At 63.6% G+C, this 23,607-nt stretch carries 21 protein-coding genes; 12 read left to right on the top strand and 9 right to left on the bottom strand.

Annotation, left to right across the window (positions count from 1 at the left end; translation table 11 throughout):
* Nucleotides 1-204: 204 nt before the first annotated feature.
* From LOY53_RS01925 to bioB, 7 genes are all read right to left on the bottom strand, one after another.
* Nucleotides 205-2,010 (bottom strand): phenylacyl-CoA dehydrogenase, encoded by a 1,806-nt coding sequence (locus tag LOY53_RS01925; RefSeq protein ID WP_258703543.1) that lies wholly within the window; start codon nt 2,008-2,010, stop codon nt 205-207.
* 364 nt (nt 2,011-2,374) lie between these two features.
* Nucleotides 2,375-2,671 carry a pyrroloquinoline quinone biosynthesis protein PqqE gene (locus LOY53_RS01920; protein ID WP_099452703.1) on the bottom strand — a complete coding sequence of 99 codons (297 nt, stop codon included), beginning with the start codon at nt 2,669-2,671 and terminating at the stop codon, nt 2,375-2,377.
* A 112-nt stretch (nt 2,672-2,783) separates the two neighbouring features.
* Nucleotides 2,784-3,464, bottom strand: coding sequence for a dethiobiotin synthase (gene bioD / locus LOY53_RS01915; protein WP_027594352.1), 681 nt, complete (start codon nt 3,462-3,464; stop codon nt 2,784-2,786).
* A 10-nt stretch (nt 3,465-3,474) separates the two neighbouring features.
* On the bottom strand, nt 3,475-4,293 hold the full coding sequence (bioC, locus tag LOY53_RS01910) for a malonyl-ACP O-methyltransferase BioC (RefSeq protein ID WP_252826501.1): 819 nt from the start codon (nt 4,291-4,293) through the stop codon (nt 3,475-3,477).
* Nucleotides 4,286-5,017: an alpha/beta fold hydrolase gene (locus LOY53_RS01905; protein ID WP_252826500.1), complete on the bottom strand. Its 732-nt coding sequence runs from the start codon at nt 5,015-5,017 to the stop codon at nt 4,286-4,288. Before LOY53_RS01905 ends, bioC begins: the two co-directional genes overlap by 8 nt.
* Nucleotides 5,010-6,182: an 8-amino-7-oxononanoate synthase gene (gene bioF / locus LOY53_RS01900; RefSeq protein WP_252826499.1), complete on the bottom strand. Its 1,173-nt coding sequence runs from the start codon at nt 6,180-6,182 to the stop codon at nt 5,010-5,012. The genes LOY53_RS01905 and bioF overlap by 8 nt, the downstream gene beginning before the upstream one ends.
* A 1-nt stretch (nt 6,183) precedes the next feature.
* Nucleotides 6,184-7,242, bottom strand: coding sequence for a biotin synthase BioB (bioB, locus tag LOY53_RS01895; RefSeq protein WP_252826498.1), 1,059 nt, complete (start codon nt 7,240-7,242; stop codon nt 6,184-6,186).
* Between the two features lie 89 nt (nt 7,243-7,331).
* Here bioB and LOY53_RS01890 point away from each other — a divergent pair, with 89 nt between their 5' ends.
* The 4 genes from LOY53_RS01890 (at nt 7,332) to rarD (ending at nt 11,003) form a co-directional block, all read left to right on the top strand.
* Entirely contained in the window at nt 7,332-8,069 is a 738-nt protein-coding gene (locus LOY53_RS01890; protein WP_252826497.1) for a ComF family protein, read from the top strand.
* 77 nt (nt 8,070-8,146) lie between these two features.
* On the top strand, nt 8,147-8,911 hold the full coding sequence (locus LOY53_RS01885) for a TOBE domain-containing protein (protein ID WP_252827371.1): 765 nt from the start codon (nt 8,147-8,149) through the stop codon (nt 8,909-8,911).
* Between the two features lie 165 nt (nt 8,912-9,076).
* Nucleotides 9,077-10,051 carry a serine/threonine protein kinase gene (locus LOY53_RS01880; RefSeq protein WP_258703542.1) on the top strand — a complete coding sequence of 325 codons (975 nt, stop codon included), beginning with the start codon at nt 9,077-9,079 and terminating at the stop codon, nt 10,049-10,051.
* Between the two features lie 64 nt (nt 10,052-10,115).
* A complete protein-coding gene (gene rarD, locus LOY53_RS01875; RefSeq protein WP_258703541.1) occupies nt 10,116-11,003 on the top strand; it encodes an EamA family transporter RarD in 888 nt (295 codons plus the stop codon).
* A gap of 332 nt (nt 11,004-11,335) precedes the next feature.
* Here the strand turns inward: rarD and LOY53_RS01870 are convergent, their stop codons facing one another.
* Nucleotides 11,336-11,854 carry a glycine cleavage system protein R gene (locus LOY53_RS01870; RefSeq protein WP_252826495.1) on the bottom strand — a complete coding sequence of 173 codons (519 nt, stop codon included), beginning with the start codon at nt 11,852-11,854 and terminating at the stop codon, nt 11,336-11,338.
* Between the two features lie 453 nt (nt 11,855-12,307).
* Here LOY53_RS01870 and LOY53_RS01865 point away from each other — a divergent pair, with 453 nt between their 5' ends.
* Nucleotides 12,308-14,485 (top strand): malate synthase G, encoded by a 2,178-nt coding sequence (locus LOY53_RS01865; RefSeq protein ID WP_252826494.1) that lies wholly within the window; start codon nt 12,308-12,310, stop codon nt 14,483-14,485.
* Nucleotides 14,486-14,615: 130 nt separating this feature from the next.
* Here the strand turns inward: LOY53_RS01865 and LOY53_RS01860 are convergent, their stop codons facing one another.
* Entirely contained in the window at nt 14,616-15,059 is a 444-nt protein-coding gene (locus LOY53_RS01860) for a response regulator (protein WP_408981317.1), read from the bottom strand.
* A 185-nt stretch (nt 15,060-15,244) separates the two neighbouring features.
* Here LOY53_RS01860 and LOY53_RS01855 point away from each other — a divergent pair, with 185 nt between their 5' ends.
* The 7 genes from LOY53_RS01855 to LOY53_RS01825 all read left to right on the top strand — a co-directional run bounded on the left by LOY53_RS01855 (nt 15,245) and on the right by LOY53_RS01825 (nt 23,568).
* Nucleotides 15,245-17,182: a DUF294 nucleotidyltransferase-like domain-containing protein gene (locus tag LOY53_RS01855; protein WP_258703540.1), complete on the top strand. Its 1,938-nt coding sequence runs from the start codon at nt 15,245-15,247 to the stop codon at nt 17,180-17,182.
* Nucleotides 17,179-17,889, top strand: coding sequence for a PolC-type DNA polymerase III (locus LOY53_RS01850; protein ID WP_099452694.1), 711 nt, complete (start codon nt 17,179-17,181; stop codon nt 17,887-17,889). The genes LOY53_RS01855 and LOY53_RS01850 overlap by 4 nt, the downstream gene beginning before the upstream one ends.
* 154 nt (nt 17,890-18,043) lie before the next feature.
* Nucleotides 18,044-18,562, top strand: coding sequence for an RNA polymerase sigma factor (locus LOY53_RS01845; protein WP_252826488.1), 519 nt, complete (start codon nt 18,044-18,046; stop codon nt 18,560-18,562).
* The gene (locus LOY53_RS01840) at nt 18,559-19,515 is read left to right on the top strand and encodes a FecR domain-containing protein (protein WP_258703539.1); all 957 of its coding nucleotides are present in this window, start codon (nt 18,559-18,561) and stop codon (nt 19,513-19,515) included. The genes LOY53_RS01845 and LOY53_RS01840 overlap by 4 nt, the downstream gene beginning before the upstream one ends.
* 251 nt (nt 19,516-19,766) lie before the next feature.
* Nucleotides 19,767-22,199 carry a TonB-dependent siderophore receptor gene (locus LOY53_RS01835; protein ID WP_258703538.1) on the top strand — a complete coding sequence of 811 codons (2,433 nt, stop codon included), beginning with the start codon at nt 19,767-19,769 and terminating at the stop codon, nt 22,197-22,199.
* A gap of 83 nt (nt 22,200-22,282) precedes the next feature.
* Complete coding sequence (locus LOY53_RS01830) at nt 22,283-23,395, top strand: PepSY domain-containing protein (RefSeq protein WP_258703537.1); 1,113 nt, start codon at nt 22,283-22,285, stop codon at nt 23,393-23,395.
* Nucleotides 23,392-23,568, top strand: coding sequence for a hypothetical protein (locus LOY53_RS01825; protein WP_252826481.1), 177 nt, complete (start codon nt 23,392-23,394; stop codon nt 23,566-23,568). The genes LOY53_RS01830 and LOY53_RS01825 overlap by 4 nt, the downstream gene beginning before the upstream one ends.
* Nucleotides 23,569-23,607 lie beyond the last annotated feature (39 nt).

Here is a 23,607-nt window from a genome sequence, read left to right as displayed (position 1 = left end):
GAACAGTTGAATACAGATCTGATGCCGCCCCTCTGTAGGAGCAGCCTTGTGCTGCGAAGAGGCCGGTATGACAAACGATTTTCTGTGGCAGTTATGGCCTCTTCGCAGCACAAGGCTGCTCCTACACAGGGCTAGGCATCTGGCTGCAGAATAAAAAAACCCGCCTGCCGGTGAGGGCAGGCGGGTTTTTGTGCACGCGGTGGATCAGTAAGAGAGGCCGAAGTGCTCTTCGTCCATCGCCATCAGGTTCCCAGCACCCGACAGCATGGTCGCCACATGGGTACGGGTGCGCGGCAGGATGCGCTGGAAGTAGAAGCGCGCGGTCTGCAGCTTGGCGGTGTAGAACGCCACTTCTTCAGTACCGGCAGCCAGTTTCTCGGCAGCCAGGCGGGCGATGTCGGCCCAGAAGTAAGCCAGGCAGGCGTAACCGGAGTACATCAGGTAATCGACCGAAGCGGCACCCACTTCTTCGCGATCCTTCATGGCTGCCATACCCACTTTCATGGTCAGCTCGCCCCATTCCTTGTTGATGGCCGCCAACGGCTCAACGAACTCTTTGACTGCCTCGTTGCCTTCCTGCGCCTGGCAAAACTTGTGCACGATCTTGGTAAAGCCCTTCAGCGCTTCGCCTTGGGTCATCAGCACTTTACGGCCGAGCAGGTCCAGCGCCTGGATACCGGTGGTGCCTTCGTACAGCATGGAGATACGGCTGTCGCGCACGTTCTGCTCCATGCCCCACTCGGCGATGAAGCCATGGCCGCCGTAGATCTGCACGCCGTGGTTGGCGGCCTCGAAACCGACTTCGGTCATGAAGGCCTTGGCGATCGGGGTCATGAAGGCCAGCAGGGCGTCGGCTTTTTTGCGCTCTTCCTCGTCCTGGCTGTACTTGACGATATCCACCTGCTTGGCGGTGAAGTAGACCATGGCGCGGTTGCCTTCGGCGAAGGCCTTCATGGTCAGCAGCATGCGGCGCACGTCCGGGTGGACGATGATCGGGTCAGCCGCCTTTTCAGGGGCTTTAGGGCCGGTCAGCGAACGCATCTGCAGGCGCTCACGGGCGTATTTCAGGCCACCCTGGAACGCCACTTCGGCGTGGGCCAGGCCTTGCAGCGCGGTGCCCAGGCGAGCAGTGTTCATGAAGGTGAACATGCAGTTCAGGCCTTTGTTGGCCGGGCCGATCAGGTATCCGGTAGCGCCGTCAAAGTTCATCACGCAGGTGGCGTTACCGTGGATGCCCATCTTGTGCTCGATCGAGCCACAGGTCACCGCGTTGCGCTCACCGATTGCGCCGTCGGCGTTGGGCAGGAACTTAGGCACGATGAACAGCGAGATGCCTTTGGTGCCGGCCGGTGCATCGGGCAGGCGGGCCAGGACGATATGGACGATGTTATCGGCCATGTCGTGCTCACCGGCGGAGATGAAGATCTTGGTGCCCGACACTTTGTACGACCCGTCGGCCTGCGGCTCGGCCTTGGTGCGCAGCATGCCCAGGTCGGTACCGCAGTGCGGCTCGGTCAGGCACATGGTGCCGGTCCACTCGCCGCTGACCAGCTTGGTCAGGTAGGTGTGCTGTTGCTCTTCGGTGCCGTGCTCAGAAATGGTGTTCATCGCGCCATGGGACAGGCCTGGGTACATGCCCCACGACCAGTTCGATTCACCGACCATCTCGCTCAGGGCCAGGCCCAGCGACTCTGGCAGGCCTTGGCCGCCGTGGGCCACGTCGTGGGCCAGGCTCGGCCAGCCACCTTCGACGAATTGCTCGTAGGCCGCTTTGAAACCGGTCGGCGTCTTCACCCCCGACTCGCTCCAGGTGCAGCCTTCCTGATCGCCAACGCGGTTCAGCGGGGCCAGTACCTGCTCACAGAATTTCGCACCTTCTTCGAGGATCGCGTCGACCATGTCGGGCGTGGCGTCCTGGCAACCCGGCAGGCTCTGATAATGCGCTTCGTAGCCGAGCAGTTCGTCGCGAACGAAACGGATATCACGCAAGGGGGCTTTGTAGTCAGGCATTGCGATGAACCTCTGTGATGAGTTCGGGGGTGATCGGTACTACCGGCAAGGCTTGGCGGCCGTCGATCAAACAGTTGTTTGAAACTTACGTTTAGCGCGAGCGGATGTCAAGGAGGGACGATAGTGCCATTTACGCCACGAAAAATGGCTTTTCTGCCAGCTCACGCCTGAAGTCAACATAACCCCTTGTAGGAGCAGCCTTGTGCTGCGAAGAGGCCAGCGATAAAAACGAACATTCCCAGGGTGTTCAAGGCCTCTTCGCAGCACAAGGCTGCTCCTACAGAGGGCGTGCAGGGGCGCAATGAGGCGCAAGGGAAGCCTGCGCCCACAAAAGAAGAGTCGCTAAGTTGAGTGCCGCGAGGGATCAGGCGTAGGTGTCGATGATCCGGCCGAGCATTTCGTCGGATGCCTTGACGACTTTTGCGCCAAGCTCGACTTCATGTTTGCCCAGTGCCAGTTGCACGGTACTGGTGGCCAAGTCCATCTGCTGGCTGCGATCGACAGCGCGCAGACGCTCAGCCTGGAAGTCGCTCGACTGGCTGGTGGCGGTGCGTTCGGCGGTATTGTTGGCGATCTGGCTGGCGGCTTGATCGACGCGGTTCTGGCCATTTTGGATTGCGCTGAGGCCCGCGTAATAGGCGGAGCTGCCGGTGATTTCCATGTCAGGACTCCATTGACGCTGGATGACGAACAGGCCTCATTAAAGCAGCAGATGGCAAAAAAGGCCCGTTTAAATCGTCAATGGCCCAATGCCAGTCGATAGGCAGCGGCCGTTAATCCAGCAAATCCAGCTGCAAATGCTCAGCCACCATATCGGCACTCGCCAGCTTCAACTTCGGCACCCGCCCCAGGCATGGCGCCGGCAAGCGCTCGGCGAGGCTGGCCAGGTTCTCTTCCAGGCGCGATGTGCGCGGTTCGATGATATTCGCCACCCAGCCCGCCAGTTGCAGCCCATCGCGGGCAATCGCTTCGGCGCTGAGCAAGGCATGGCTGATACAGCCCAGGCGCACCCCAACCACCAGGATCACTGGCAGTTGCAGGGCAATGGCCAGGTCAGACAGGTTAGCCTGGCCCGACAGCGGCACACGCCAGCCACCGGCGCCTTCGATCAAGGTGAAGTCGGCGTTTTGCTGCAGCACGTTGCGCATCGCCGCCAGCAGCTCGGGCACACCCAGCGTGACGCCCGCCTCGCGTGCGGCCACATGCGGCGCGATCGCAGGCTCGAAGGCGAACGGGTTGACCTGTTCGTACGGCAATTTGATCGTGCTTTCATCGATCAGCGCCTGTGCGTCGCTGTTGCGCAGCCCCTTTGCGGTTACCGTGCAACCCGACGCCACCGGCTTGGCGCCCAATGTGCTCATGCCCTGCAACCGCGCTGCATGCAGCAGGCCGGCGGCAATCGTGGTCTTGCCGACATCGGTATCGGTACCGGCAATGAAATAGGCCTGGCTCATCTGACTCCCCTTACGCCTGTGGCTTGCGCAACACACCATAGACCACTTGGTAAGTGGCGGGCAGCCCCTGAGACTGGCGAAATGCCTCATAGGCCTGCAACAAGCCCTGCATGCGGGCACGGCCAGTGAGGCCCGAAGGGCGGCCCGGGTTGATATTGTGCGCGCCAAGCGCCTTCAGTTCGTGGGTCAGGCTGCGTACATCGGAGTAGTGCAACACGTGCGCGCGCTGCTGCAGGGTCACCTGCTCGAAGCCACTGCCCGCGCACAGGCGCTGGTAATCGTCAAAACGGCGGAAGCGGTTGACATGCACCAGGCCATCCACGGCTTGCCAGCTGGCACGCAGCTCATCGAGGGTGCCGACGCACAGGCTGCTGAAGGCCAGCACCCCACCCGGGCGCAACACCCGGCGCGCCTCGTCCAGCACACTGGCGAACTGCCCGCACCACTGCACCGCCAGGCTGGAGAACACCAGATCGACGCTGGCATCGCGCAGCGGCAAGCGCTCGGCATCGCCGGCCACGTGGTACTGCGCGCCGCGCTGTTCGTTGCGGGCATGGCGCAGCATGCCTTCGGCGATATCCACCGCCACACCACTGGCCTGCGCGAAGCGCTCGGCCAGCACCCGGCTGAAGTGGCCGGTGCCGCTGCCCAGGTCCAGCCAGCGCGACGGTGCCAAGCCCTCTGGCAACTGGCCCAGCAGGTTCAGGCCGACGTCGCGCTGCAACGCGGCGACGCTGTCGTAGCTGGCCGCCGCGCGGGAAAACGAGGCCGCCACCTGGCGCTTGTCCGGCAGCGCGCCGGGCAGGGTCGGACGGGAAAGGTCAGTCATCGCCACTCTCATGCAGAAAACTCTTGATACCCGCCGCCAACTCCTGTGGGTATTCCAGCAGGAACGCGTGGGAACTCTCTTCGACCAGGCCGACTTCCACGTCTGGCAACAGTTCGCTCAGGGCCTTGGCAGCTTCCGCCGGCACCAGTGCGTCGCTGCCGGCAAACAAGTGCAACTGCGGCCCGGTGTAGTGTTGCAGCGCAGCGCGGGTATCCAGTTGCGCCAGCACCTGCAAGCCACTGGCCAGGTACAGCGGGTCGGTGTCGGGTACCCCGACGCCCAGCTGACGCAGCAAGGTGCGCGGTTGCAAGGCGCCGTCGCTGCACAGGGTGCGGAAGCGTTTGAGGGTTACCTGGGTGTGGCTGCGGCAACCGTCGAGGAAGGTGCCGAAGGTGTCTTCGGCCATGCCGTGGGGCCAGTCTGACCGCGCCACGAAACTGGGGTTGCTAGCCAAGGTCAGCAAACCACAGCAGTGATCGCCGCGCTTGCTTGCCAACTCAGTGGCCAACATGCCCCCGATCGACCAGCCGCCCAGCCAGGTGTCGGTCGGCAGTTTGCGGTCGAGGTGATCGACCCAGGCCTGCACGTCGGTTTCGGCCAGTTCCGGCAGGGGCATCAGTTCGACCTGCAGGCGGGCATCCTGGGCGCGCAGGCTGGCCGCCAACGGCTCCAGCGCAGCAGTACCCAGGCCCCATCCGGGAAGAAGGATCAGTCGGTTACGCATCGGCGGCCTCCAGCTGTGGATAACACTCGGCCAATGCATTCAACAATAGCTGCACCTGCGCCTCGCTGTGCGCGGCGCTCAAGGTAACCCGCAAGCGTGCGCTGCCGGCAGGCACGGTGGGCGGGCGGATGGCAGTGACTAGCAGGCCACGTTCGCGCAACATCTGCGACAGGCGCAGCGCTTGTGCGCTGTCGCCAATCAGGATCGGCTGGATCGGCGTCGGGCTGTCCATCAGTTGCAGGCCGATCTGTTCGGCACCCAGGCGGAACTGGCGGATCAACGCGGCCAGGTGCTCACGGCGCCAGGTTTCGCGGCGCAGCAGCTCCAGGCTCTTGAGTGTCGCGCAGGCCAGCGCCGGAGGCTGGCTAGTGGTGTAGATGTAGGGCCGGGCAAACTGCACCAGCGCTTCGATCAACGCGTCGCTGCCGGCGACAAAAGCACCCGCCGTACCGCAGGCCTTGCCCAGCGTACCGATCAACACAGGCACATCATCGATGCCCAGGCCGAAGTGCTCGACGATACCGCCACCTTGCGCACCCAACGTGCCCAGGCCATGGGCATCATCGACCATCAGCCAGGCGCCGCGGGCGCGGGCAACCTTGGCCAAAGCCGGCAAATCGGCAAGGTCGCCATCCATGCTGAACACCCCGTCGGTTACCACCAGGGTATTGCCGACGGCCTTGTCCAGGCGGCTTGCCAGGCTGGCCGGGTCGTTGTGCAGATAGCGGTTGAAACGGGCGCCGCTCAGCAGCCCGCCGTCGAGCAAAGACGCGTGGTTAAGGCGATCCTGCAACACCGTGTCGCCCTGCCCCACCAGCGCGGTGATTGCACCCAGGTTGGCCATGTAGCCGGTGGAGAACAACAGCGCGCGTGGGCGCCCAGTGAGTTCTGCCAAGGCCTCCTCGACCTGGTGGTGCGGCGTGCTGTGGCCAACCACCAGGTGCGACGCGCCGCCACCGACACCCCACCGCTCGGCACCCGCCTGCCACGCAGCAATCACCTCGGGGTGGTTGGCAAGGCCCAGGTAATCATTGCTGCAAAACGCCAACAGCGGCTGGCCATCGACCACCACTTCAGGCCCTTGCGGGCTCTCCAGCAGGGGCCGTTGCCGATACAGGTCTGCGGCACGCCGTTCGGCCAGGCGCGCCGCCAGGTCAAAGGCCATCTCAGGCCGAGGCTGCGTTGTAGAACATCTCGCTGCTGCGCTGTTCGACCAGCGCCTGCTCGATGGCCGCCTGGTGCACTTCATCGGCATGCTCTTCGCGGGCCTCAGGCTTGATGCCGAGGCGGGCGAACAGCTGCATGTCTTTGTCAGCCTGCGGGTTGGCGGTGGTCAGCAGCTTTTCGCCATAGAAGATCGAGTTGGCGCCAGCCATGAAGGCCAGGGCCTGCATCTGTTCGTTCATCTGCTCGCGGCCGGCCGACAGGCGCACATGCGACTTGGGCATCAACAGGCGGGCCACCGCCAGCATGCGGATGAAATCGAACGGGTCGACATCTTCTTCCTCGGCCAGCGGCGTGCCGGCGACCTTGACCAGCATGTTGATCGGCACCGACTCCGGGTGCTCTGGCAGGTTGGCCAATTGGATCAGCAGGCCGGCGCGGTCGTCCAGCGACTCGCCCATGCCGAGGATGCCGCCAGAGCAAATCTTCATCCCGGCATCGCGCACATAGGCCAGGGTCTGCAGGCGCTCGCTGTAGGTGCGGGTGGTGATGATGCTGGCGTAGAACTCCGGCGAGGTGTCGAGGTTGTGGTTGTAGTAGTCGAGACCGGCTTGGGCCAGCGCCTGGGTCTGGTCCTGGTCGAGCTTGCCGAGGGTCATGCAGGTTTCCAGGCCCATGGCCTTCACCCCTTTGACCATCTCCAGCACGTAGGGCATGTCCTTGGCCGACGGGTGCTTCCACGCCGCGCCCATGCAGAAGCGGGTCGAGCCGATGGCTTTGGCGCGGGCGGCTTCTTCCAGCACCTTCTGCACTTCCATCAACTTCTGTTTTTCCAGCCCGGTGTTGTAGTGGCCGGACTGCGGACAATATTTGCAATCTTCTGGGCAGGCGCCGGTCTTGATCGACAGCAGGGTCGAAACCTGAACACGGTTCGGGTCGAAGTGCGCGCGGTGCACGGTCTGCGCCTGGAACAGCAGGTCATTGAACGGTTGCTGGAACAGCGCCTTGACCTCGGCCAAGGTCCAGTCGTGACGTGTTGTTGCAGTTGTGCTGGCGCTCATCGGCGTTTCCTTGTTTAGGCTGTAACTGGCGCCGGGACAGGAAAGCCCGCCAGCGCATCACGGATAGCTCGCATAGTCATGGAAGGCCTATGAACTGTCAACCCAACCTGAAAGCACTGGTTTACAACTGTACAAATAACAACCAAACCTGTTTACTGTGCGACACGCCTGCCGAACAGGCATACCCGTTGTGCGTGGCCTGCGAGCAGGAACTGCCTTGGCTGGCGGACCATTGCCTGCGCTGCGCCCTGCCACTGCCGATGGCCAACCTGACCTGCGCCCAGTGTTGTCGCCGTTCACCGGCGTTCGAGCACGTCGTCGCGCTGTGGCATTACGGGTTCCCGGTCGACACGCTGATCAGCCGTTTCAAGCACAACCGCCAGTGGCCGATGGGGCGGTTGATGGCCGAACTGCTGGGGCATGGCCTGCAACACCGCTACGCAGAGGGCTTGATGCAACCTGACCTGCTGTTGCCTGTTCCGTTGGCCAAGCGTCGACTGCGTGAGCGCGGCTTTAACCAGGCCGGCATGCTGACGCGCTGGTTGTCGACGCAACTGGGCATCGGCTGCGACGAGCGGCTGTTGTTGCGCACACGTGAGACACCGGCGCAGCAACATCTGAACGCCAAAGCCAGGCGGCGCAACCTGCGCCAGGCATTCTGTGTCGCCGGCCATACCTCGCTGCAGGGCAGGCATGTAGCGGTCATCGACGACGTGCTGACCACCGGCGCCACCGCCCAGGCCATCGCCGAAGTGTTAGCCAAGGCGGGGGCACGCAGGGTAGATGTGTATTGCCTGGCGCGCACGCCCAAGCCTGGGCAGATGTAATCGTGCAGGCCTGTATGGCTTGACGGTGCGCTGCCATGAAGGCACCGTCCCTTGATCAACTGCTGAAAACCCTGCCTATGCCCCTCCCTAGCCTCCTCACCCAGCACATCGTCCGCCGCCCGCAACGCATCGCGCTGCTGCAGCACATCGCCGAGCAAGGCTCGATCACCCGCGCCGCCAAGGCTGCAGGCATCAGCTACAAGGCTGCCTGGGACGCCATCGACGAACTCAACAACCTGGCCAGCCAGCCCTTGGTCGAGCGCAGCACCGGCGGGCGTGGTGGCGGCGGCGCGCGGCTGTCGTCCGAGGGCGAACGCGTGCTGCGGCTGTATCAGCGTTTGCAGGCACTGCAGGCGCAGGTGCTGGAGGCGGCCGAAGAGTCCAGCGACCTCGACCTGCTCGGGCGCCTGATGCTGCGCACCAGTGCGCGTAACCAGTTGCAAGGCAAGGTCAGCGGCCTGCGCCGCGAAGGCCGGCATGACCGTGTAAGCCTGGCGCTGGGCGGCGGGCTGGAGATCGAGGCGCTGATCACCCACGACAGCACTGCACGGCTGGAGCTGACATTGGGGACGATGGTCGTGGCATTGCTCAAGGCAGGCTGGGTGCAGTTGCTTGGGGAGGGTGATGAAGCCGACGCCGGCAGCAACTGCCTGAAGGCGACGGTGGACGAACTGCTGGCGCAAGCCAACGGCCCTAGCGAAGTGCGGCTGGCGTTGGGTAATGGGCAGACATTGTGTGCGTTTGCCGAGCAGGACTGGCTGGCGCGTCATCGCGTTGCGACCGCGAGCACGGTGCGGGTGCAGTTCCACCCTTCTTATGTGCTGCTTGGGGTTCCGGTGTAGGAGCAGCCTTGTGCTGCGAAGAGGCCGGTGAAAACACAGAGCATCTTTGCTGCTATCACCGGCCTCTTCGCAGCACAAGGCTGCGCCTACACAGAGTGGGTCAAGCCGGTCGGGCCGGGTGGAATGCGCTACCATGGCCCCACGCAGCTCATCCCCGGAGTCACCATGTCCCACCCCTTCGACACCCTCACCCCCGACCTGGTCCTGGACGCCGTGGAAAGCATTGGCTTTCTCAGCGACGCCCGGATCCTGGCCCTGAACAGCTACGAGAACCGCGTCTATCAGGTGGGCATCGAAGACTCGCAGCCGCTGATCGCCAAGTTCTACCGCCCAGGCCGCTGGAGCGATGAGGCCATCCTCGAAGAGCACCGCTTCACCGCCGAACTTGCCGATTGCGAAGTGCCGGTGGTCGCGCCTTTGCAACATGACGGCCGCACGCTGTTCGAGCACCAGGGTTTTCGCTTCACCCTGTTCCCCCGCCGCGGTGGCCATGCCCCGGAGCCCGGCAACCTCGACCAGCTGTATCGCCTCGGCCAATTGCTCGGCCGCCTGCACGCCGTAGCCGCGACACGCCCGTTCGAGCACCGCGAAGCATTGGCTGTGGACAACTTCGGCCACGCGTCACTGCACACCCTGCTCGAGGGCAACTTCGTACCACGGGAATTGCTACCTGCTTTCGAGTCCGTCGCCCGCGACCTGCTGAAACGGGTTGAGGACATCTACGCGCGCACCCCACACAAAGTGATGCGCCTGCACGGCGACCTGCACCCCGGCAACCTGATGCATCGCGACGAGGTGTATCACGTCGTCGACCTCGACGACTGCCGCATGGGCCCAGCGGTGCAAGACCTGTGGATGATGCTCGCCGGCAGCCGCGAGGAACGCCTCGGCCAACTGGCAGAGCTGATCGACGGCTACAACGAGTTCCACGACTTCGACCCGCGCGAGCTGCCCCTGATCGAGCCCTTGCGAGCCCTGCGACAATTGCACCACAGCGCCTGGCTGGCCCGCCGCTGGGACGACCCGGCCTTCCCGCGCAGCTTCCCCTGGTTTGGCCAACCGCGCTACTGGGGCGACCAGATTCTGGCACTGCGCGAGCAAATGGCGGCCCTCGATGAACAACCACTGAAATTGTTCTAGATGTGTGCTGACCTCTGTCTACAATAGGCGTCGCTTTATTTAGCTACCTAAGCAAGGATTCTGCATGCACGCCGCAAACCCGCAACGCGGGTACATCCTGGGCCTCAGCGCCTACATCATTTGGGGCCTGTTCCCCCTTTACTTCAAGGCCATCCAGAGCGTCCCCGCCGTGGAGATCATCGTCCACCGGGTGCTCTGGTCGGCGTTGTTCGGTTCGCTGCTGCTATTGCTATGGAAGCACCCTGGCTGGTGGCGCGAACTGCGCGACAACCCGCGCAGGCTGGCCATCCTCGCCCTGAGCGGCGCGCTGATCGCGGGTAACTGGCTGACGTATGTGTGGTCGGTGAACAACGGCCGCATGCTCGAAGCCAGCCTGGGCTACTACATCAACCCGCTGATCAACGTGTTGCTGGGCATGCTCATCCTCGGCGAGCGCCTGCGCCGCCTGCAATGGCTGGCGGTGGCCATGGCGGCCGTGGGGGTGGCCCAGCAGGTGTGGCAAGCGGGCAGCCTGCCCTGGGTGTCGCTGGTACTGGCGCTGAGCTTCGGCTTTTATGGGTTGATCCGCAAACAGGCGCCGGTGGCGGCGCTGCCGGGCCTGGTGGTGGAAACCTGGATGTTGGTGCCGCTGGCCCTTGGCTGGATGTTGCTGCACCCCGCTGCCCTGAGCGCACAGGGCGCGTTCTACACCAGCAGTGAAGCGTTGTGGTTGATGGCGGCAGGGCCAGTGACCCTGGTGCCGCTGGTGTGCTTCAACGCCGCCGCGCGCCACCTGCCGTATACCACCTTGGGCTTCCTGCAATACTTGGCGCCGACGCTGGTGTTGCTGCAGGCAGTGTTGCTGTTTGACGAGCATTTGTCGTCGAGCACGCTGGTGGCGTTCATGTTCATCTGGGCGGGTTTGGCGATCTATAGCGTCGATGCCTGGCTGAATTTGCGCAAACGCGCCTGATCAAAAAATGATCAAATCTATGCAGGCCATGTAGCCCGTGGCCTGCAGAGACATCTCCAGAGGTTATCCACACCCTCGTCCCCGTGCTTTGTGCACAAGCCGCTGATACTTGGGTGTTTTTTGATCAACCCTGGGTGAGCCTTGATGCGCCTGGGCTGCAGAGGTACGCCCCCAGGTTATCCACAGGGCCGTACCTGTGAAACGGGGGATAACCCTGGGTCCGCTTCGCGGCCCATTCGCAGCACAAGGCTGCTCCTACAGAAGTTGCGTGGTACCTGTAGGAGCAGCCTTGTGCTGCGAATGGGCCGCAAAGCGGACCCGGCAATCCCAAATCAATCCTCCGCCCGCAACTCCAACTCCACCATCAAATCATCCGCCAAACTCTCCAACCGCTGCCGCAGCTCATCCAGCGACAACGTCAACGGCAGCGCCAACAGCGCATCGGCATGAAACAGCGGCTCGCTGCTCATCGGTGCAGGGCGCACTTCGGTGGTAAAGCGCTCCAAGTTCACCCCTAGATCGGCCAGCAGCCGCGTGATATCACGCACGATCCCCGGCCGGTCATTGCCCACCAGCTCCATGGCGATCGGCCTCCAGGTGCACGAGGGCTCGATGCCGCTCTCGGCAATCAATACGCGAATGTCGTACCGCGCCAAGCCCTGCAACGACGCCACCAGCTCTGTGTAATTTTCTGCCGGCACCGCCACCCGCAGGATGCCGGCAAACTGCCCGGCCATGCGTGACATGCGGCTTTCCAGCCAATTGCCGCTGTGGTCGGCGATGCATTGTGCAATGCGTTCGACCTGCCCGGCCTTGTCAGGGGCAATCACAGTGAGTACAAGATGATCCACAAGCCCTTCCTCTGCGTCGAACCGCGCTGGGCGGCGATAAACCGGGGGATCGATTGAGTATAGGCAAGGCGCGGCAACCTGCCGCAGGGCAATCGACATAACGAATCGTGTACTGTTTCAAGATTTATCTGGAACAATCCACCTGTTTTTTGCGAACATACCCACTCCCAGCGTGACCATACGCGACCAACGGGTCGCACAACGACGCTTTTAGTCTGATTTTGCCCCGCCTACTGCTTCATGTAGTATCCCGTGGCGCGGACTACAAAACGTCGTTTGGATGTCTGCCAAGGCGCCTGTGAAAATACGCACACTGCCCGCCAGCCCGTCTGGCAGGCCGCACCCAGCCGCCCTAGGGTTCATTCACCCAGGGCACGCACTGGTGCCGTGTTTAGAGAAGCGCTACAGGCTTAATACAGAAGAGCGAAATAGCTGAGCAGAGTGAGGCAAGCAATGACTGGATACGTTCAAGTCGGTGGCCTTCAGGTCGCCAAGGTCCTGTACGACTTCGTGAACAACGAAGCCATCCCAGGGACCGGCATCGTCGCCGAGCAGTTCTGGGCAGGTGCAGAGAAGATCATCAATGACCTCGCTCCAAAGAACAAAGCCCTGCTCGCCAAGCGCGACGAGCTGCAAGCCAAGATCGACGCCTGGCACCAGGCACGCAAAGGCCAGGCCCATGACGCCGTAGCCTACAAAAGCTTCCTCCAGGAAATCGGCTATCTGCTGCCACAAGCCGACGATTTCCAGGCCACCACACAAAACGTGGACGAAGAAATCGCCCGCATGGCCGGCCCGCAGCTGGTCGTGCCGGTGATGAACGCCCGTTTCGCCCTGAACGCCGCCAACGCCCGCTGGGGCTCGCTCTACGACGCCTTGTATGGCACCGATGCCATCAGCGATGAAGGCGGCGCCGAGAAAGGCCAGGGTTACAACAAAGCGCGGGGCGACAAGGTCATCGCCTTCGCCCGCGCCTTCCTTGACGAAGCCGCGCCACTGGCTGCGGGCTCGCATGTCGACTCCACCGCCTACAGCATCCAGGGCGGCAAGCTGGTGGTCGCCCTCAAGGGTGGCAGCAACAGCGGCCTGCGTGACGACGCACAACTGATCGGCTTCGTCGGTGACGCCGCCGCGCCAACCGCCGTGCTGCTCAAGCACAACGGCCTGCACTTCGAAATTCAGGTCGATGCCAGCACCCCGGTCGGCAGCACCGATGCCGCCGGCGTCAAAGACATCCTGATGGAATCGGCACTGACCACCATCATGGACTGTGAAGACTCGGTCGCGGCCGTAGACGCCGATGACAAGGTCATCGTCTACCGCAACTGGCTGGGCCTGATGAAAGGCGACCTGGCCGAAAGCGTGAACAAGGGTGGCAAGACCTTCACCCGTACCATGAACCCAGACCGCGAGTACGCCGCGCCTAACGGTGGCAGCGTCACCCTGCACGGTCGTTCGCTGCTGTTCGTGCGCAACGTGGGTCACCTGATGACCAACCCGGCTATCCTCGATGCCCAAGGCAACGAAATCCCGGAAGGTATCCAGGACGGGCTGTTCACCAACCTGATCGCCCTGCACAACCTCAACGGCAACACCAGCCGCAAGAACACCCGCACCGGTAGCGTGTACATCGTCAAGCCGAAGATGCACGGCCCTGAAGAAGTGGCCTTTGCCGCTGAAATCTTCAGCCAGGTAGAAGACCTGCTGGGCATGCCGCGCAACACCGTCAAGGTCGGCATCATGGACGAGGAGCGCCGCACCACGGTCAACCTCAAGTCCTGCATCAAGGCAGCCGCCGAGCGCGTAGCGTTCATCAACACCGGCTTCCTCGACCGCACCGGTGACGAAATCCACACTTCCATGGAAGCCGGCGCTGTGGTGCGCAAAGGCGCCATGAAGAACGAGAAGTGGATCGGCGCTTACGAGAACAACAACGTCGACGTGGGCCTGGCCACCGGCCTGCAAGGCCGTGCGCAGATCGGCAAAGGCATGTGGGCCATGCCCGACCTGATGGCCGCCATGCTCGAGCAGAAGATCGCTCACCCGCTGGCCGGCGCCAACACCGCCTGGGTACCTTCGCCGACTGCCGCGACCCTGCATGCCCTGCACTACCACAAGGTCGATGTGCAGGCACGTCAGCGCGAGCTGGCTACGCGCACCCCGGCGTCGGTCGACGACATCCTGGCCATCCCGCTGGCCGCCGACACCAACTGGTCGGACGAAGAGATCCGCAACGAGCTGGACAACAACGCCCAAGGCATCCTCGGTTACGTGGTGCGCTGGATCGATCAGGGCGTAGGTTGCTCGAAAGTGCCGGACATCAACAACGTCGGCCTGATGGAAGACCGCGCCACCCTGCGCATCTCGGCCCAGTTGCTGGCCAACTGGCTGCGCCATGGCGTGGTCAGCGAGGCGCAGGTGCTGGAAAGCCTCAAGCGCATGGCGGTGGTGGTTGACCAGCAGAACGCCAGTGACGCCCTGTACCGCCCGATGGCGTCGAATTTCGACGACAACATCGCGTTCCAGGCGGCTGTGGAGCTGGTGATCGAAGGTGGCAAGCAGCCGAACGGTTATACCGAGCCGGTGCTGCACCGCCGTCGTCGCGAGTTCAAGGCGCGTAACGGGCTGTAAATCGCAAGGGGCCGCTGTGCGGCCCATTCGCGGGCAAGCCCGCTCCCACAGGTACCCCACTCAGCTCGAATGCGGTGGGGTACTTGTGGGAGCGGGCTTGCCCGCGAATGCTATGGCACAAGCAACCGACTTACTTGAGCCCTAACTCTTTCTTCACCAACCCCAGCAGTTTCCCCAAATCCACCGGCTTCAACAGAAAATCCACCACCCCCAGGTGCATCACGTCCACGGCCTCTCTCACATCGGTGTCGCCCGACACCACGATGATCGACAACGCCGCCCGCTCCGTCTCGCGCACCTGCCGGATCAGTTCCAGGCCATCCTTGGGCTCCATGCGCAGGTCGGTGATCATCAAGGCGATCCTCGGCTCGTAATACAGCTTGAACATGGCCTCCTGGGCACCGTCAGCCGTCATGCAGTCGATACCTCTGCTTTTCAGGTACAGGCACAAAGCCTCGCTGTTCACCGGATTATCATCCACCACCAGCACCACCGGTCGGGGCGCAACAGGCGCACTCACCACGGCAAGTGCCTCGCGTTCGGCGTCACTCAGGAGGTCGTCATGCTCAACCATGGTCATCTCGTCAAAAAGTCGTGCTCACGGTAAGACCGCATCTTGCGATATTGATCACACGCCGCTCATAGACTTACGTCCAATGGGCACCACAGCGCAGCCAGCCGACCATGGAGACCGAGAACAACAAGGCCGGCACCTATATATAGATATATATAGTTCGGCGTAGCGATACGGTCAGCTTCATGAGTAAAAAGGACGCCTACAGCCAGGCGGGCAGGACGGCTGTGCTACAGAACATACAAGGCACGTTGCAGTTTCTGCAGCGCTTCCCCCCGTTCAACCAGATGGAGCACGGCCACCTGGCGTACCTGGTCGAGCAGTGCCAGCTGCGCTTCTATGCCAGCGGCGAAAGCATCGTCAAACCCGCCGATGGCCCGGTCGAGCACTTCTACATCGTCAAGCAGGGGCGCGTCGTCGGCGAGCGCCAGCACCTGGTCAAACCCGGGGTGGAAACCACCTTCGAGATCACCAGCGGCGAGTGCTTCCCCCTGGCCGCGCTGCTGGGCGAGCGTGCCACCCGCACCGAGCACCTGGCCGGTGAGGACACCTTCTGCCTGCAACTGAACAAAGCCGCGTTCATCCGCGTGTTCTCCTTGTCAGAAGCCTTTCGCGACTTCGCCCTGCGCGGGGTCAGCAGCCTGCTCGACCAGGTCAACCAGCAAGTGCGCCAACGCGCCGTGGAAACCCTCGGCACCCAGTACTCGTTAAACACCCCCCTGGGCGAACTGGCCATGCGTCACCCGGTGGTCTGCAGCCCCGACATGCCGCTGCGCGACGCGGTGCGGTTGATGCACGAGCAGCAGGTCGGCAGCATTGTCGTGGTCGACCCCGCACGCTACCCGATCGGCATCTTCACCCTGCGCGACCTGCGCCAGGTGGTGGCGGCCGCCGATGCCGACCTGGGTGCGCCGATCGAGCAGCACATGACCGCCAAACCGTTCTACCTCAGCCCGCTGGCCAGCGCCTTCGACGCCGCCATGGCCATGACCGAGCGGCACATCGCCCATGTTTGCCTGGTGGACAACCAGCGCCTGTGCGGCGTGGTCTCCGAACGTGACCTGTTCTCCCTGCAACGGGTCGACCTGGTGCACCTGGCACGTACCATTCGTCATGCACCGCGCCTGGAAACCCTGGTTTCCCTGCGCGGTGAAATCAGCCAACTGGTCGAGCGCATGCTTGCCCACGGCGCCTCCTCGACGCAGATCACCCAGATCATCACGCTGCTGAACGACCACACCGTCTGCCGGGTAATCGAACTGGCCCTGGCCGAGCGCGGCGACCCAGCCGTGCCCTTCAGCTGGCTGTGTTTCGGCAGCGAAGGGCGGCGCGAGCAGACCCTGCACACCGACCAGGACAACGGCATCCTGTTCGAAGCCCGCGACAGCGCCGAAGCCGACGCGATCCGGGCCCGCCTGCTGCCACTGGCGCAGTACATCAACCAATGCCTGGCCCAGTGCGGTTTTACCCTGTGCAAAGGCAATGTCATGGCCGGCAACCCCGAGTTGTGCCTATCACGCAGCGAATGGGCGCAGCGCTTCGCCGGCTTCGTCCGCGAGGCCAGCCCGGAAAACCTGCTGGCTTCGAGCATCTATTTCGACCTGCGCGTGGTCTGGGGCGACGAGCAAGGCTGTGAGCAACTGCGCCAAAGCCTGTTGGTGCAGGTGGCCGACAACCGCCTCTTCCAGCGCATGATGGCCGACAACGCCCTGCGACAGCGCCCGCCCGTGGGCCGCCTGCGTGAATTCGTGCTGACCCGTCAAGGCAATGACAAGGCCGCCACCCTCGACCTCAAGGTGCAGGGGCTGACGCCCTTCGTCGATGGTGCGCGGTTGCTGGCCCTGGCCAATGGCATCGGTGCCTGCAACACCCTCGAGCGCCTGCGCCAGCTGGTGACCAAGGGCGTCATTGAACCACTCGACGGCGCGGCGTATGAAGAGGCTTACCACTTCATTCAGCAAACCCGCATGCAGCAGCACCAGCGCCAGACCCGCGATAACCTGCCCTACTCCAACCGCGTCGACCCAGACAGCCTCAACCACCTGGACCGGCGCATCCTGCGGGAATCGCTGCGCCAGGCGCAGCGCCTGCAAAGCAGCCTGGCCTTGCGGTACCAGCTATGAGCCTGTTCGCCTGGCTACGCCCCAGCCTGCCCGACCTGGACGACGCCTCGCGCCAGCGCCTGGCGCAGTTGCCCAAGCCGTCGGCGCTGGGGGTGTGCACGTTGCGTGAACAGCGCTGGGTGGTGCTGGACCTGGAAACCAGCGGCCTGAACCCCAATCGTGACCAGGTATTATCGATTGGCGCCGTGGCCATCGAAGACGGCGCCATCGACTTTGCCCAGCAGTTTGAACGCACCCTGTACCGCCCGACACAGAAGACCAACGCCAGCGTATTGATCCACGGGCTGGGGCCCAGTGCCCTGGCGGCCGGCTGCGACCCGGTCGAGGCCTTGCTCGACCTACTCGACTTCATTGGCGATAGCCCGGTGCTGGCGTTCCATGCACCCTTCGACCAGCGCATGCTCGCGCGCGCGCTGAAAGAAAGCCTGGGCTATCGCCTGCAGTTGCCGTTTCTCGATGTCGCCGAGCTGGCGCCGATGCTCAACCCCGACACGGTGCTGCGCGAAGCCGGGCTGGATGACTGGGTTGCGCGTTTTGGCCTGCAGGTGGAAGAGCGCCACCATGCCAGTGCCGATGCCCAGGTGACTGCTGAGCTGGCCTTGATCCTGTTCAGCCAGGCCCGCCGCCAACAGTTGGACAGCCCGTTGCAGCTGGAGCAGCGGTTGCGGGGGTGGCGTCGGCGCAAGGTGCATAGTCACGGCCTGTGAATTTTATGATGGCCCCACTGGCCCTTTCGCGGGCATAGGAAACACAGCACCCTAGTGGCAATCCGATAAGCGTCCATTGCGCCCCGCCCCCTGCCTCTGCAACAATCGCGAATAATTATCGTTAGTTAATGCATTCGTTCCGGGGGGACGCTGCTTGTCTTCTGCCCACAGCCCACACGCCGAGCTGGTCGGTGCGCTTTACCGCGACCATCGCAGTTGGCTGCTTGCCTGGCTGCAACGCAGCATGGCCTGCCGTCAGCGTGCTGAAGACCTGAGCCAGGACACCTTCGTACGCCTGCTCGGCCGTGATCGGCTGGAAACGCCCCGCGAGCCACGCGCCTTTCTGGCCGCTGTCGCCAAAGGGCTGATGTTCGACCATTTCCGCCGCACCGCGCTGGAGCAGGCCTACCTGGCCGAGCTCGCCCTGCTGCCCGAAGCCGAACACCCCTCCCCGGAAACCCAACACCTGATTCTCGAAGACCTCAAAGCCATCGACCGCCTGTTGGGCAAGCTGTCGAGCAAAGCGCGGGCGGCCTTCCTGTACAACCGCCTGGACGCCATGGGCCATGCCGAAATCGCCGAGCGCCTTGGCGTTTCAGTCTCGCGGGTACGCCAGTACATCGCCCAAGGCCTGCGCCAGTGCTATGTGGCCCTGTACGGGGAGCCGACGTGAACGGCTCACCGGTCTCGTCCCGCGTCCTGGAAGCGGCCATCGCCTGGAAGCTGAGCCTGGATGAAGGCAGTGGCACGCCTGATGAGCGCAACGCGTTCATGCGTTGGCACGCCGCCAGCGAAGAGCATGCCCGCGCCTGGCGCCAACTGGGCAGCCTCGACCAGCGCGTGAGCGCCGCTGCCGGGCCTGCGCGCCAGGCACTGCTGCAATCCCGAGCCGGGCTGCGGCGGCGCATCGGCAAGGTTGGCAGCGGCCTGGCCGGGATGTTGCTGCTGGGCTCGCTGCTGGCCTGGGTCGGCGCCCCCTCGCTGTCACCGAACTACTGGCTCGCCGACCAACGCACCGCCACCGGCGAGCTGCGCACCCTGCGCCTGGAAGACGGCACCCTGCTGAGCCTGAACACCCATACCGCGGTGGATATCGACTACCAAGGCGAGCAACGGGTGATCGTGCTGCACCAGGGCGAGATCTCGGTCGAGACCGGCCACCAGGACCCACGCCCGTTGCTGGTACGTACCGACGACGGTCGCCTGCGCCCGCTGGGCACACGCTTCCTGGTGCGCCGTGAAGCACAGGGCACACGCCTGGAAGTGCTGCAGGCCTCGGTCGCGGCCATGCCGCTGAACAGTGGCGACGAGCAGGTGTTGCGCGAAGGCCAGCAGGTACTCATGGATGCCAACGGGCTTGGCCAGGTCGGCACAGTCGCCGTCGGCGCCGATGCCTGGACCCGCGGCATGCTGGTGGTGGACAACGTGCGCCTGGCTGACTTGCTGGCCGCGCTCGGGCATTACCGCAGCGGCCATCTCGGGGTGGCTGACGAAGTTGCCGACCTGCGTGTCACCGGCAGCTTCCCGCTGACCGACACCGACCTGGCCCTGGCCTCGCTGGTGCCGGCACTGCCGGTGCAGATCGAGCGGCATACGCCGTGGTGGGTGACCGTCAAGGCCAAATAGTGATCTGTTGTTTTGGCGCGAATTCACTGCAGGAGCAGCCTTGTGCTGCGAAGAGGCCGGCGACAACACAGTGAATCTTCGCTGCTTTCACTGGCCTCTTCGCAGCACAAGGCTGCTCCTACAGTAGATAGCGTTTGAACAGGCATTGCCGGTTCTTGAAGTTTTTTACTTTTTTTTCGACAGCCCCTGTCACTTCTGAAATCTCGCTCGGCAAGGAAGCAGTTAGCACTTATCCGTCTAGGAGCCGCTGCATGCCCCGTACTGTCGATCGTATCCTGCGCCCCAGCCTGATGGCCCTGGCCATTGGCCTGGCCGCGCCGTTGGCCAGCCCTACCCTGTTCGCCGCCGAGCAATCCGCCCAGCGCGCCTACGACCTGCCTAGCGCGCCCCTGGCCAGCACCCTCAATCAGATCGCCAGCCAATCGGGCATCGCCCTGGCCATCGACCCGGCCCTGGTCAGCGGCCGCACCTCGGCCCCGGTCAACGGTCAGTACGACGGCATCGGCGCCTTGCAGGCCGCCCTGCGCGGCACCGGGTTGCAGTTGCAGCAGAGCAGCGTTGGCAGCTACAGCCTGGTGGCCGTCCCGGACGGCACCCTGGCGCTGCCGGAAACCACCGTGAACGCCGACAGCGTCAGCGAAAGCGCCTGGGGCCCGGTAGAGGGCTACCTCGCCCAGCGCACCGCCGCCGGCACCAAGACCGATACCGCGCTGGTCGAAGTCCCCCGCTCCATCTCTGTTGCCACGCGCCAGCAAATGGCCGACCGCGGCGTGCACAGCCTGGATGATGCCGTGCGCTACATGCCCGGCATCGTGTCTGCCAGCTTCGGCAGCGACACACGCTATGACTGGATGCGCGTGCGTGGCTTCGAGCCGACCCAGTTTCTCGATGGCCTGCCGCTGCCCCGTGGCGTGTACGCCAACCCGAAAGCCGAAACCTGGAACCTCGACCGCCTCGCACTGCTGCGCGGCCCGGCTTCCTCGATCTACGGGCAAACCCCACCAGGCGGCCTGCTGGACATGGTCAGCCGTCGCCCACAAGCTGAAAGCGCCCACGAAATCGAACTGCAGTACGGCAGCGACAACCACCGCCAGATCAACATCGCCAGCACCGGCAAGATCGACGACCAAGGCCAGTTTCTGTACGGCGTCAGTGGCGTGATCCGCGATGGCGGCACCCAGATCGACCATATCGACGACAAGCGCTACAACATCGCCCCGAGCCTGACCTGGAACATCGACGACGACACCTCGCTGACCTTGCTGACCCAGTTCACCCGCGACGATACCGGCGCCACCAGCCAGTTTCGGCCGATCCAGGGCACCAAGATCGACATGCCGTTCGGCAAGATCTCTCACCACAAAAACCTGGGCGATCCGGACTACGAGTTCTACGACCGCACCTACTACGCGCTGGGCTATGCCTTCGAGCATCGCATCAACGATGTCTGGCAGTTCCGCCAGAACCTGCGCTACACCAAGTCGGACCTGGCGTTCCAGACCATTACCCCCGGCAGCTATTACGCGCCCGGTGGCCCGGTGCAAGACGATGGTACCGTCAGCCGCATGTCCACCAACGTCGACGAAGACATCAGCCAATTCGCCGTGGACAACAACTTCCAGGCTGACTTCGCCAGCGGGGACATTACCCACACCCTGCTGATCGGCCTGGACCACCAGCGCGTCAACACCAACTACCTGTCGATCTACGACTTCAACGTACCGAACAGCAACGTCAACAACCCGGTTTACGGGCTGCCGATCACCCGCCCGGATCGCTCCACGGCGTTCTATGACTACAACCAGAAAACCCGTCAGACGGGCCTGTATGTCCAGGACCAGATGGCACTGAACAACTGGCGCCTGACCCTGGGTGGCCGAGAAGATTGGGTGCACACCGGCACCAAGTACCTCAACCAGGGCGATGCCACCAACACCCAACGTGACAAGCAATTCAGCGGCAACGCGGCGATCAGCTATGTGTTCGACTCGGGCTTTGTACCGTACCTGTCGTATGCGGAGTCGTTCCAGCCGGCCAGCAATGCCGCCGTGTCTGCCACGGAGTCGTTCAAACCGACCGAAGGCAAGCAATGGGAGCTGGGTATCAAATACCAACCGCCAGGTTCCAACACGTTGCTGTCGGCAGCCGTGTATGACCTGACCCAGAAAAACGTCTCGGTCACCAACACCATCGGCAACGTGAGCGTCACCAGCCAGACTGGCGAAGTGAAAGTGCGCGGCCTGGAGCTGGAAGCGGTATCCGACGTCAGCGAAAACCTCAAGCTGACCGCTGCCTACACCTTGGCCAAGTCCGAAGTGCAAAAGGGCGACTACAAAGGCAACCGCCTGCAACTGATGCCCAACCAGCAAGCCTCGCTGTGGGCCGACTACACCTGGCACAGCGGTGTGCTTGACGGTTTTGGCATCGGCGGTGGCGCGCGCTACACCGGCAATACCTATGGCGACCAGGCCAACACCTACCTGGGCAAAGCCAATGCCTACACCGTGTTCGATGCCTCGGTGCACTACGACCTCGGCCGCCTGAACAACAGCCTCAAAGGCGCGTCGGTGGCGGTCAACGCGACCAACGTGTTCAACAAGGACTACCTCTCCACCTGTGACAGTTACTACTGCTACTACGGAGATGAGCGCAGCGTCGTCGCCAGCGCCACCTACAAATGGTGATGGTCTGACGCCCCACGCGCGCCGACCAAGCCGCCCTTCAGAGGGCGGCTTTGGTCTTTCTGGACGTCGAGAAACAAAATGAAATGAAAAGCTCAACCATCCGCCGCTGGTCCTTCATCCACACCTGGAGCAGCCTGGTCTGCACCCTGTTCCTGATGGTGCTGGCCCTCACCGGCCTGCCGCTGATTTTCCACCACGAGCTGGAACACCTGCTCGGTGACGCTCCCGAACTGCGCGAGATGCCCGCCGGCACCCCGCACCTCGACCTGCAGCAGCTGGTGCTCAAGGCCGAACAATACCGCCCCGGGGAGGTGATGCAGTACGTCGGCTACGACGAGGACGAGCGCAACGGCGTGGTGGCAATCACAGCCGCGACCGCCGGCACCGAACCCAATTCGTCGCACACCTTCATGCTCGATGCCCGCACCGGCGAAGCCGTCGCCATGCCGGCTGCGAACGGCGGGTTCATGATGGTCATGCTGCGCCTGCACGTGGACCTGTTCGCCGGCCTGCCTGGCAAGTTGCTGCTGGCATTCATGGGCGTGCTGTTCGTCGTGGCGATCGTTTCTGGCACCGTGCTCTACGCGCCGTTCATGCGCCGCCTGGATTTCGCCACGGTGCGCCACGATAAGTCCCGCCGCCTGCGTTGGCTCGACCTGCACAACCTGATCGGCGTGGTAACCCTGGCCTGGGCGCTGACGGTTGGCGTCACCGGGGTGATCAGTGCACTCTCCGACCTGGTCATCGCCGCCTGGCGCAACGACAGCCTGGCCGCCATGGTTGCCCCCTACCGTGATGCCCCGCCGCTCACCGAACGCGCCCCGGCCAGCCGCCTGTTGGCCATCGCTGAGCACGCGGCGCCCGGCATGCGCCCGGATTTCATCGCCTTCCCCGGCACGCGCTTTTCCAGCGAGCACCACTACGCCGTGTTCATGAAAGGCGCCACGCACCTGACCTCGCACCTGCTCACTCCGGTGCTGATCGATGCGCAGACCCTGCAGGTGACCGCCGTCGGCGAGCGGCCCTGGTACATGGACGCCATGGGCCTGTCGCAGCCGCTGCACTTCGGTGACTACGGCGGCCGCCCCATGCAGATCCTCTGGGCGGTGCTCGACGTGCTGACCCTCATCGTGCTCGGCAGTGGCCTGTACCTGTGGTGGGGCAAACAGCGTAAACCTCGGGAGGCCAAAGCATGAGCCACGCGTCGCGATCGACCACTAAGATTTTCGCCTGGCCGACAGTCATCGCCCTGCTCGGTGCCTTGGGCCTGTTCGCCGCGCTGCTGGGCGACGGCGCGTGGGATGGCTTGTCCTGGGTGGGCCTGGGCCTGCCGGCGTACTTGGCACTGCGCGGCTTCTGGCGGCGTTGAGGTAACGGGTTAACGCAGCCGCACGGCCACCGCGGTGCA

The sequence above is a fragment of the Pseudomonas sp. B21-031 genome (assembly GCF_024748985.1).
Lineage (GTDB): Bacteria > Pseudomonadota > Gammaproteobacteria > Pseudomonadales > Pseudomonadaceae > Aquipseudomonas > Aquipseudomonas kermanshahensis.
This window is presented reverse-complemented; position numbering and strand designations above follow the sequence as displayed.

Coding starts and splice junctions, on each gene's coding strand:
- LOY53_RS01925 (WP_258703543.1), bottom strand. CDS start 2,010: ATGCCTGACTACAAAGCCCCCTTGCGTGATATCCGTTTCGTTCGCGAC.
- LOY53_RS01920 (WP_099452703.1), bottom strand. CDS start 2,671: ATGGAAATCACCGGCAGCTCCGCCTATTACGCGGGCCTCAGCGCAATC.
- bioD (WP_027594352.1), bottom strand. CDS start 3,464: ATGAGCCAGGCCTATTTCATTGCCGGTACCGATACCGATGTCGGCAAG.
- bioC (WP_252826501.1), bottom strand. CDS start 4,293: ATGACTGACCTTTCCCGTCCGACCCTGCCCGGCGCGCTGCCGGACAAG.
- LOY53_RS01905 (WP_252826500.1), bottom strand. CDS start 5,017: ATGCGTAACCGACTGATCCTTCTTCCCGGATGGGGCCTGGGTACTGCT.
- bioF (WP_252826499.1), bottom strand. CDS start 6,182: ATGGCCTTTGACCTGGCGGCGCGCCTGGCCGAACGGCGTGCCGCAGAC.
- bioB (WP_252826498.1), bottom strand. CDS start 7,242: ATGAGCGCCAGCACAACTGCAACAACACGTCACGACTGGACCTTGGCC.
- LOY53_RS01890 (WP_252826497.1), top strand. CDS start 7,332: ATGAACTGTCAACCCAACCTGAAAGCACTGGTTTACAACTGTACAAAT.
- LOY53_RS01885 (WP_252827371.1), top strand. CDS start 8,147: ATGCCCCTCCCTAGCCTCCTCACCCAGCACATCGTCCGCCGCCCGCAA.
- LOY53_RS01880 (WP_258703542.1), top strand. CDS start 9,077: ATGTCCCACCCCTTCGACACCCTCACCCCCGACCTGGTCCTGGACGCC.
- rarD (WP_258703541.1), top strand. CDS start 10,116: ATGCACGCCGCAAACCCGCAACGCGGGTACATCCTGGGCCTCAGCGCC.
- LOY53_RS01865 (WP_252826494.1), top strand. CDS start 12,308: ATGACTGGATACGTTCAAGTCGGTGGCCTTCAGGTCGCCAAGGTCCTG.
- LOY53_RS01860 (WP_408981317.1), bottom strand. CDS start 15,059: ATGGTTGAGCATGACGACCTCCTGAGTGACGCCGAACGCGAGGCACTT.
- LOY53_RS01855 (WP_258703540.1), top strand. CDS start 15,245: ATGAGTAAAAAGGACGCCTACAGCCAGGCGGGCAGGACGGCTGTGCTA.
- LOY53_RS01850 (WP_099452694.1), top strand. CDS start 17,179: ATGAGCCTGTTCGCCTGGCTACGCCCCAGCCTGCCCGACCTGGACGAC.
- LOY53_RS01835 (WP_258703538.1), top strand. CDS start 19,767: ATGCCCCGTACTGTCGATCGTATCCTGCGCCCCAGCCTGATGGCCCTG.
- LOY53_RS01830 (WP_258703537.1), top strand. CDS start 22,283: ATGAAAAGCTCAACCATCCGCCGCTGGTCCTTCATCCACACCTGGAGC.
- LOY53_RS01825 (WP_252826481.1), top strand. CDS start 23,392: ATGAGCCACGCGTCGCGATCGACCACTAAGATTTTCGCCTGGCCGACA.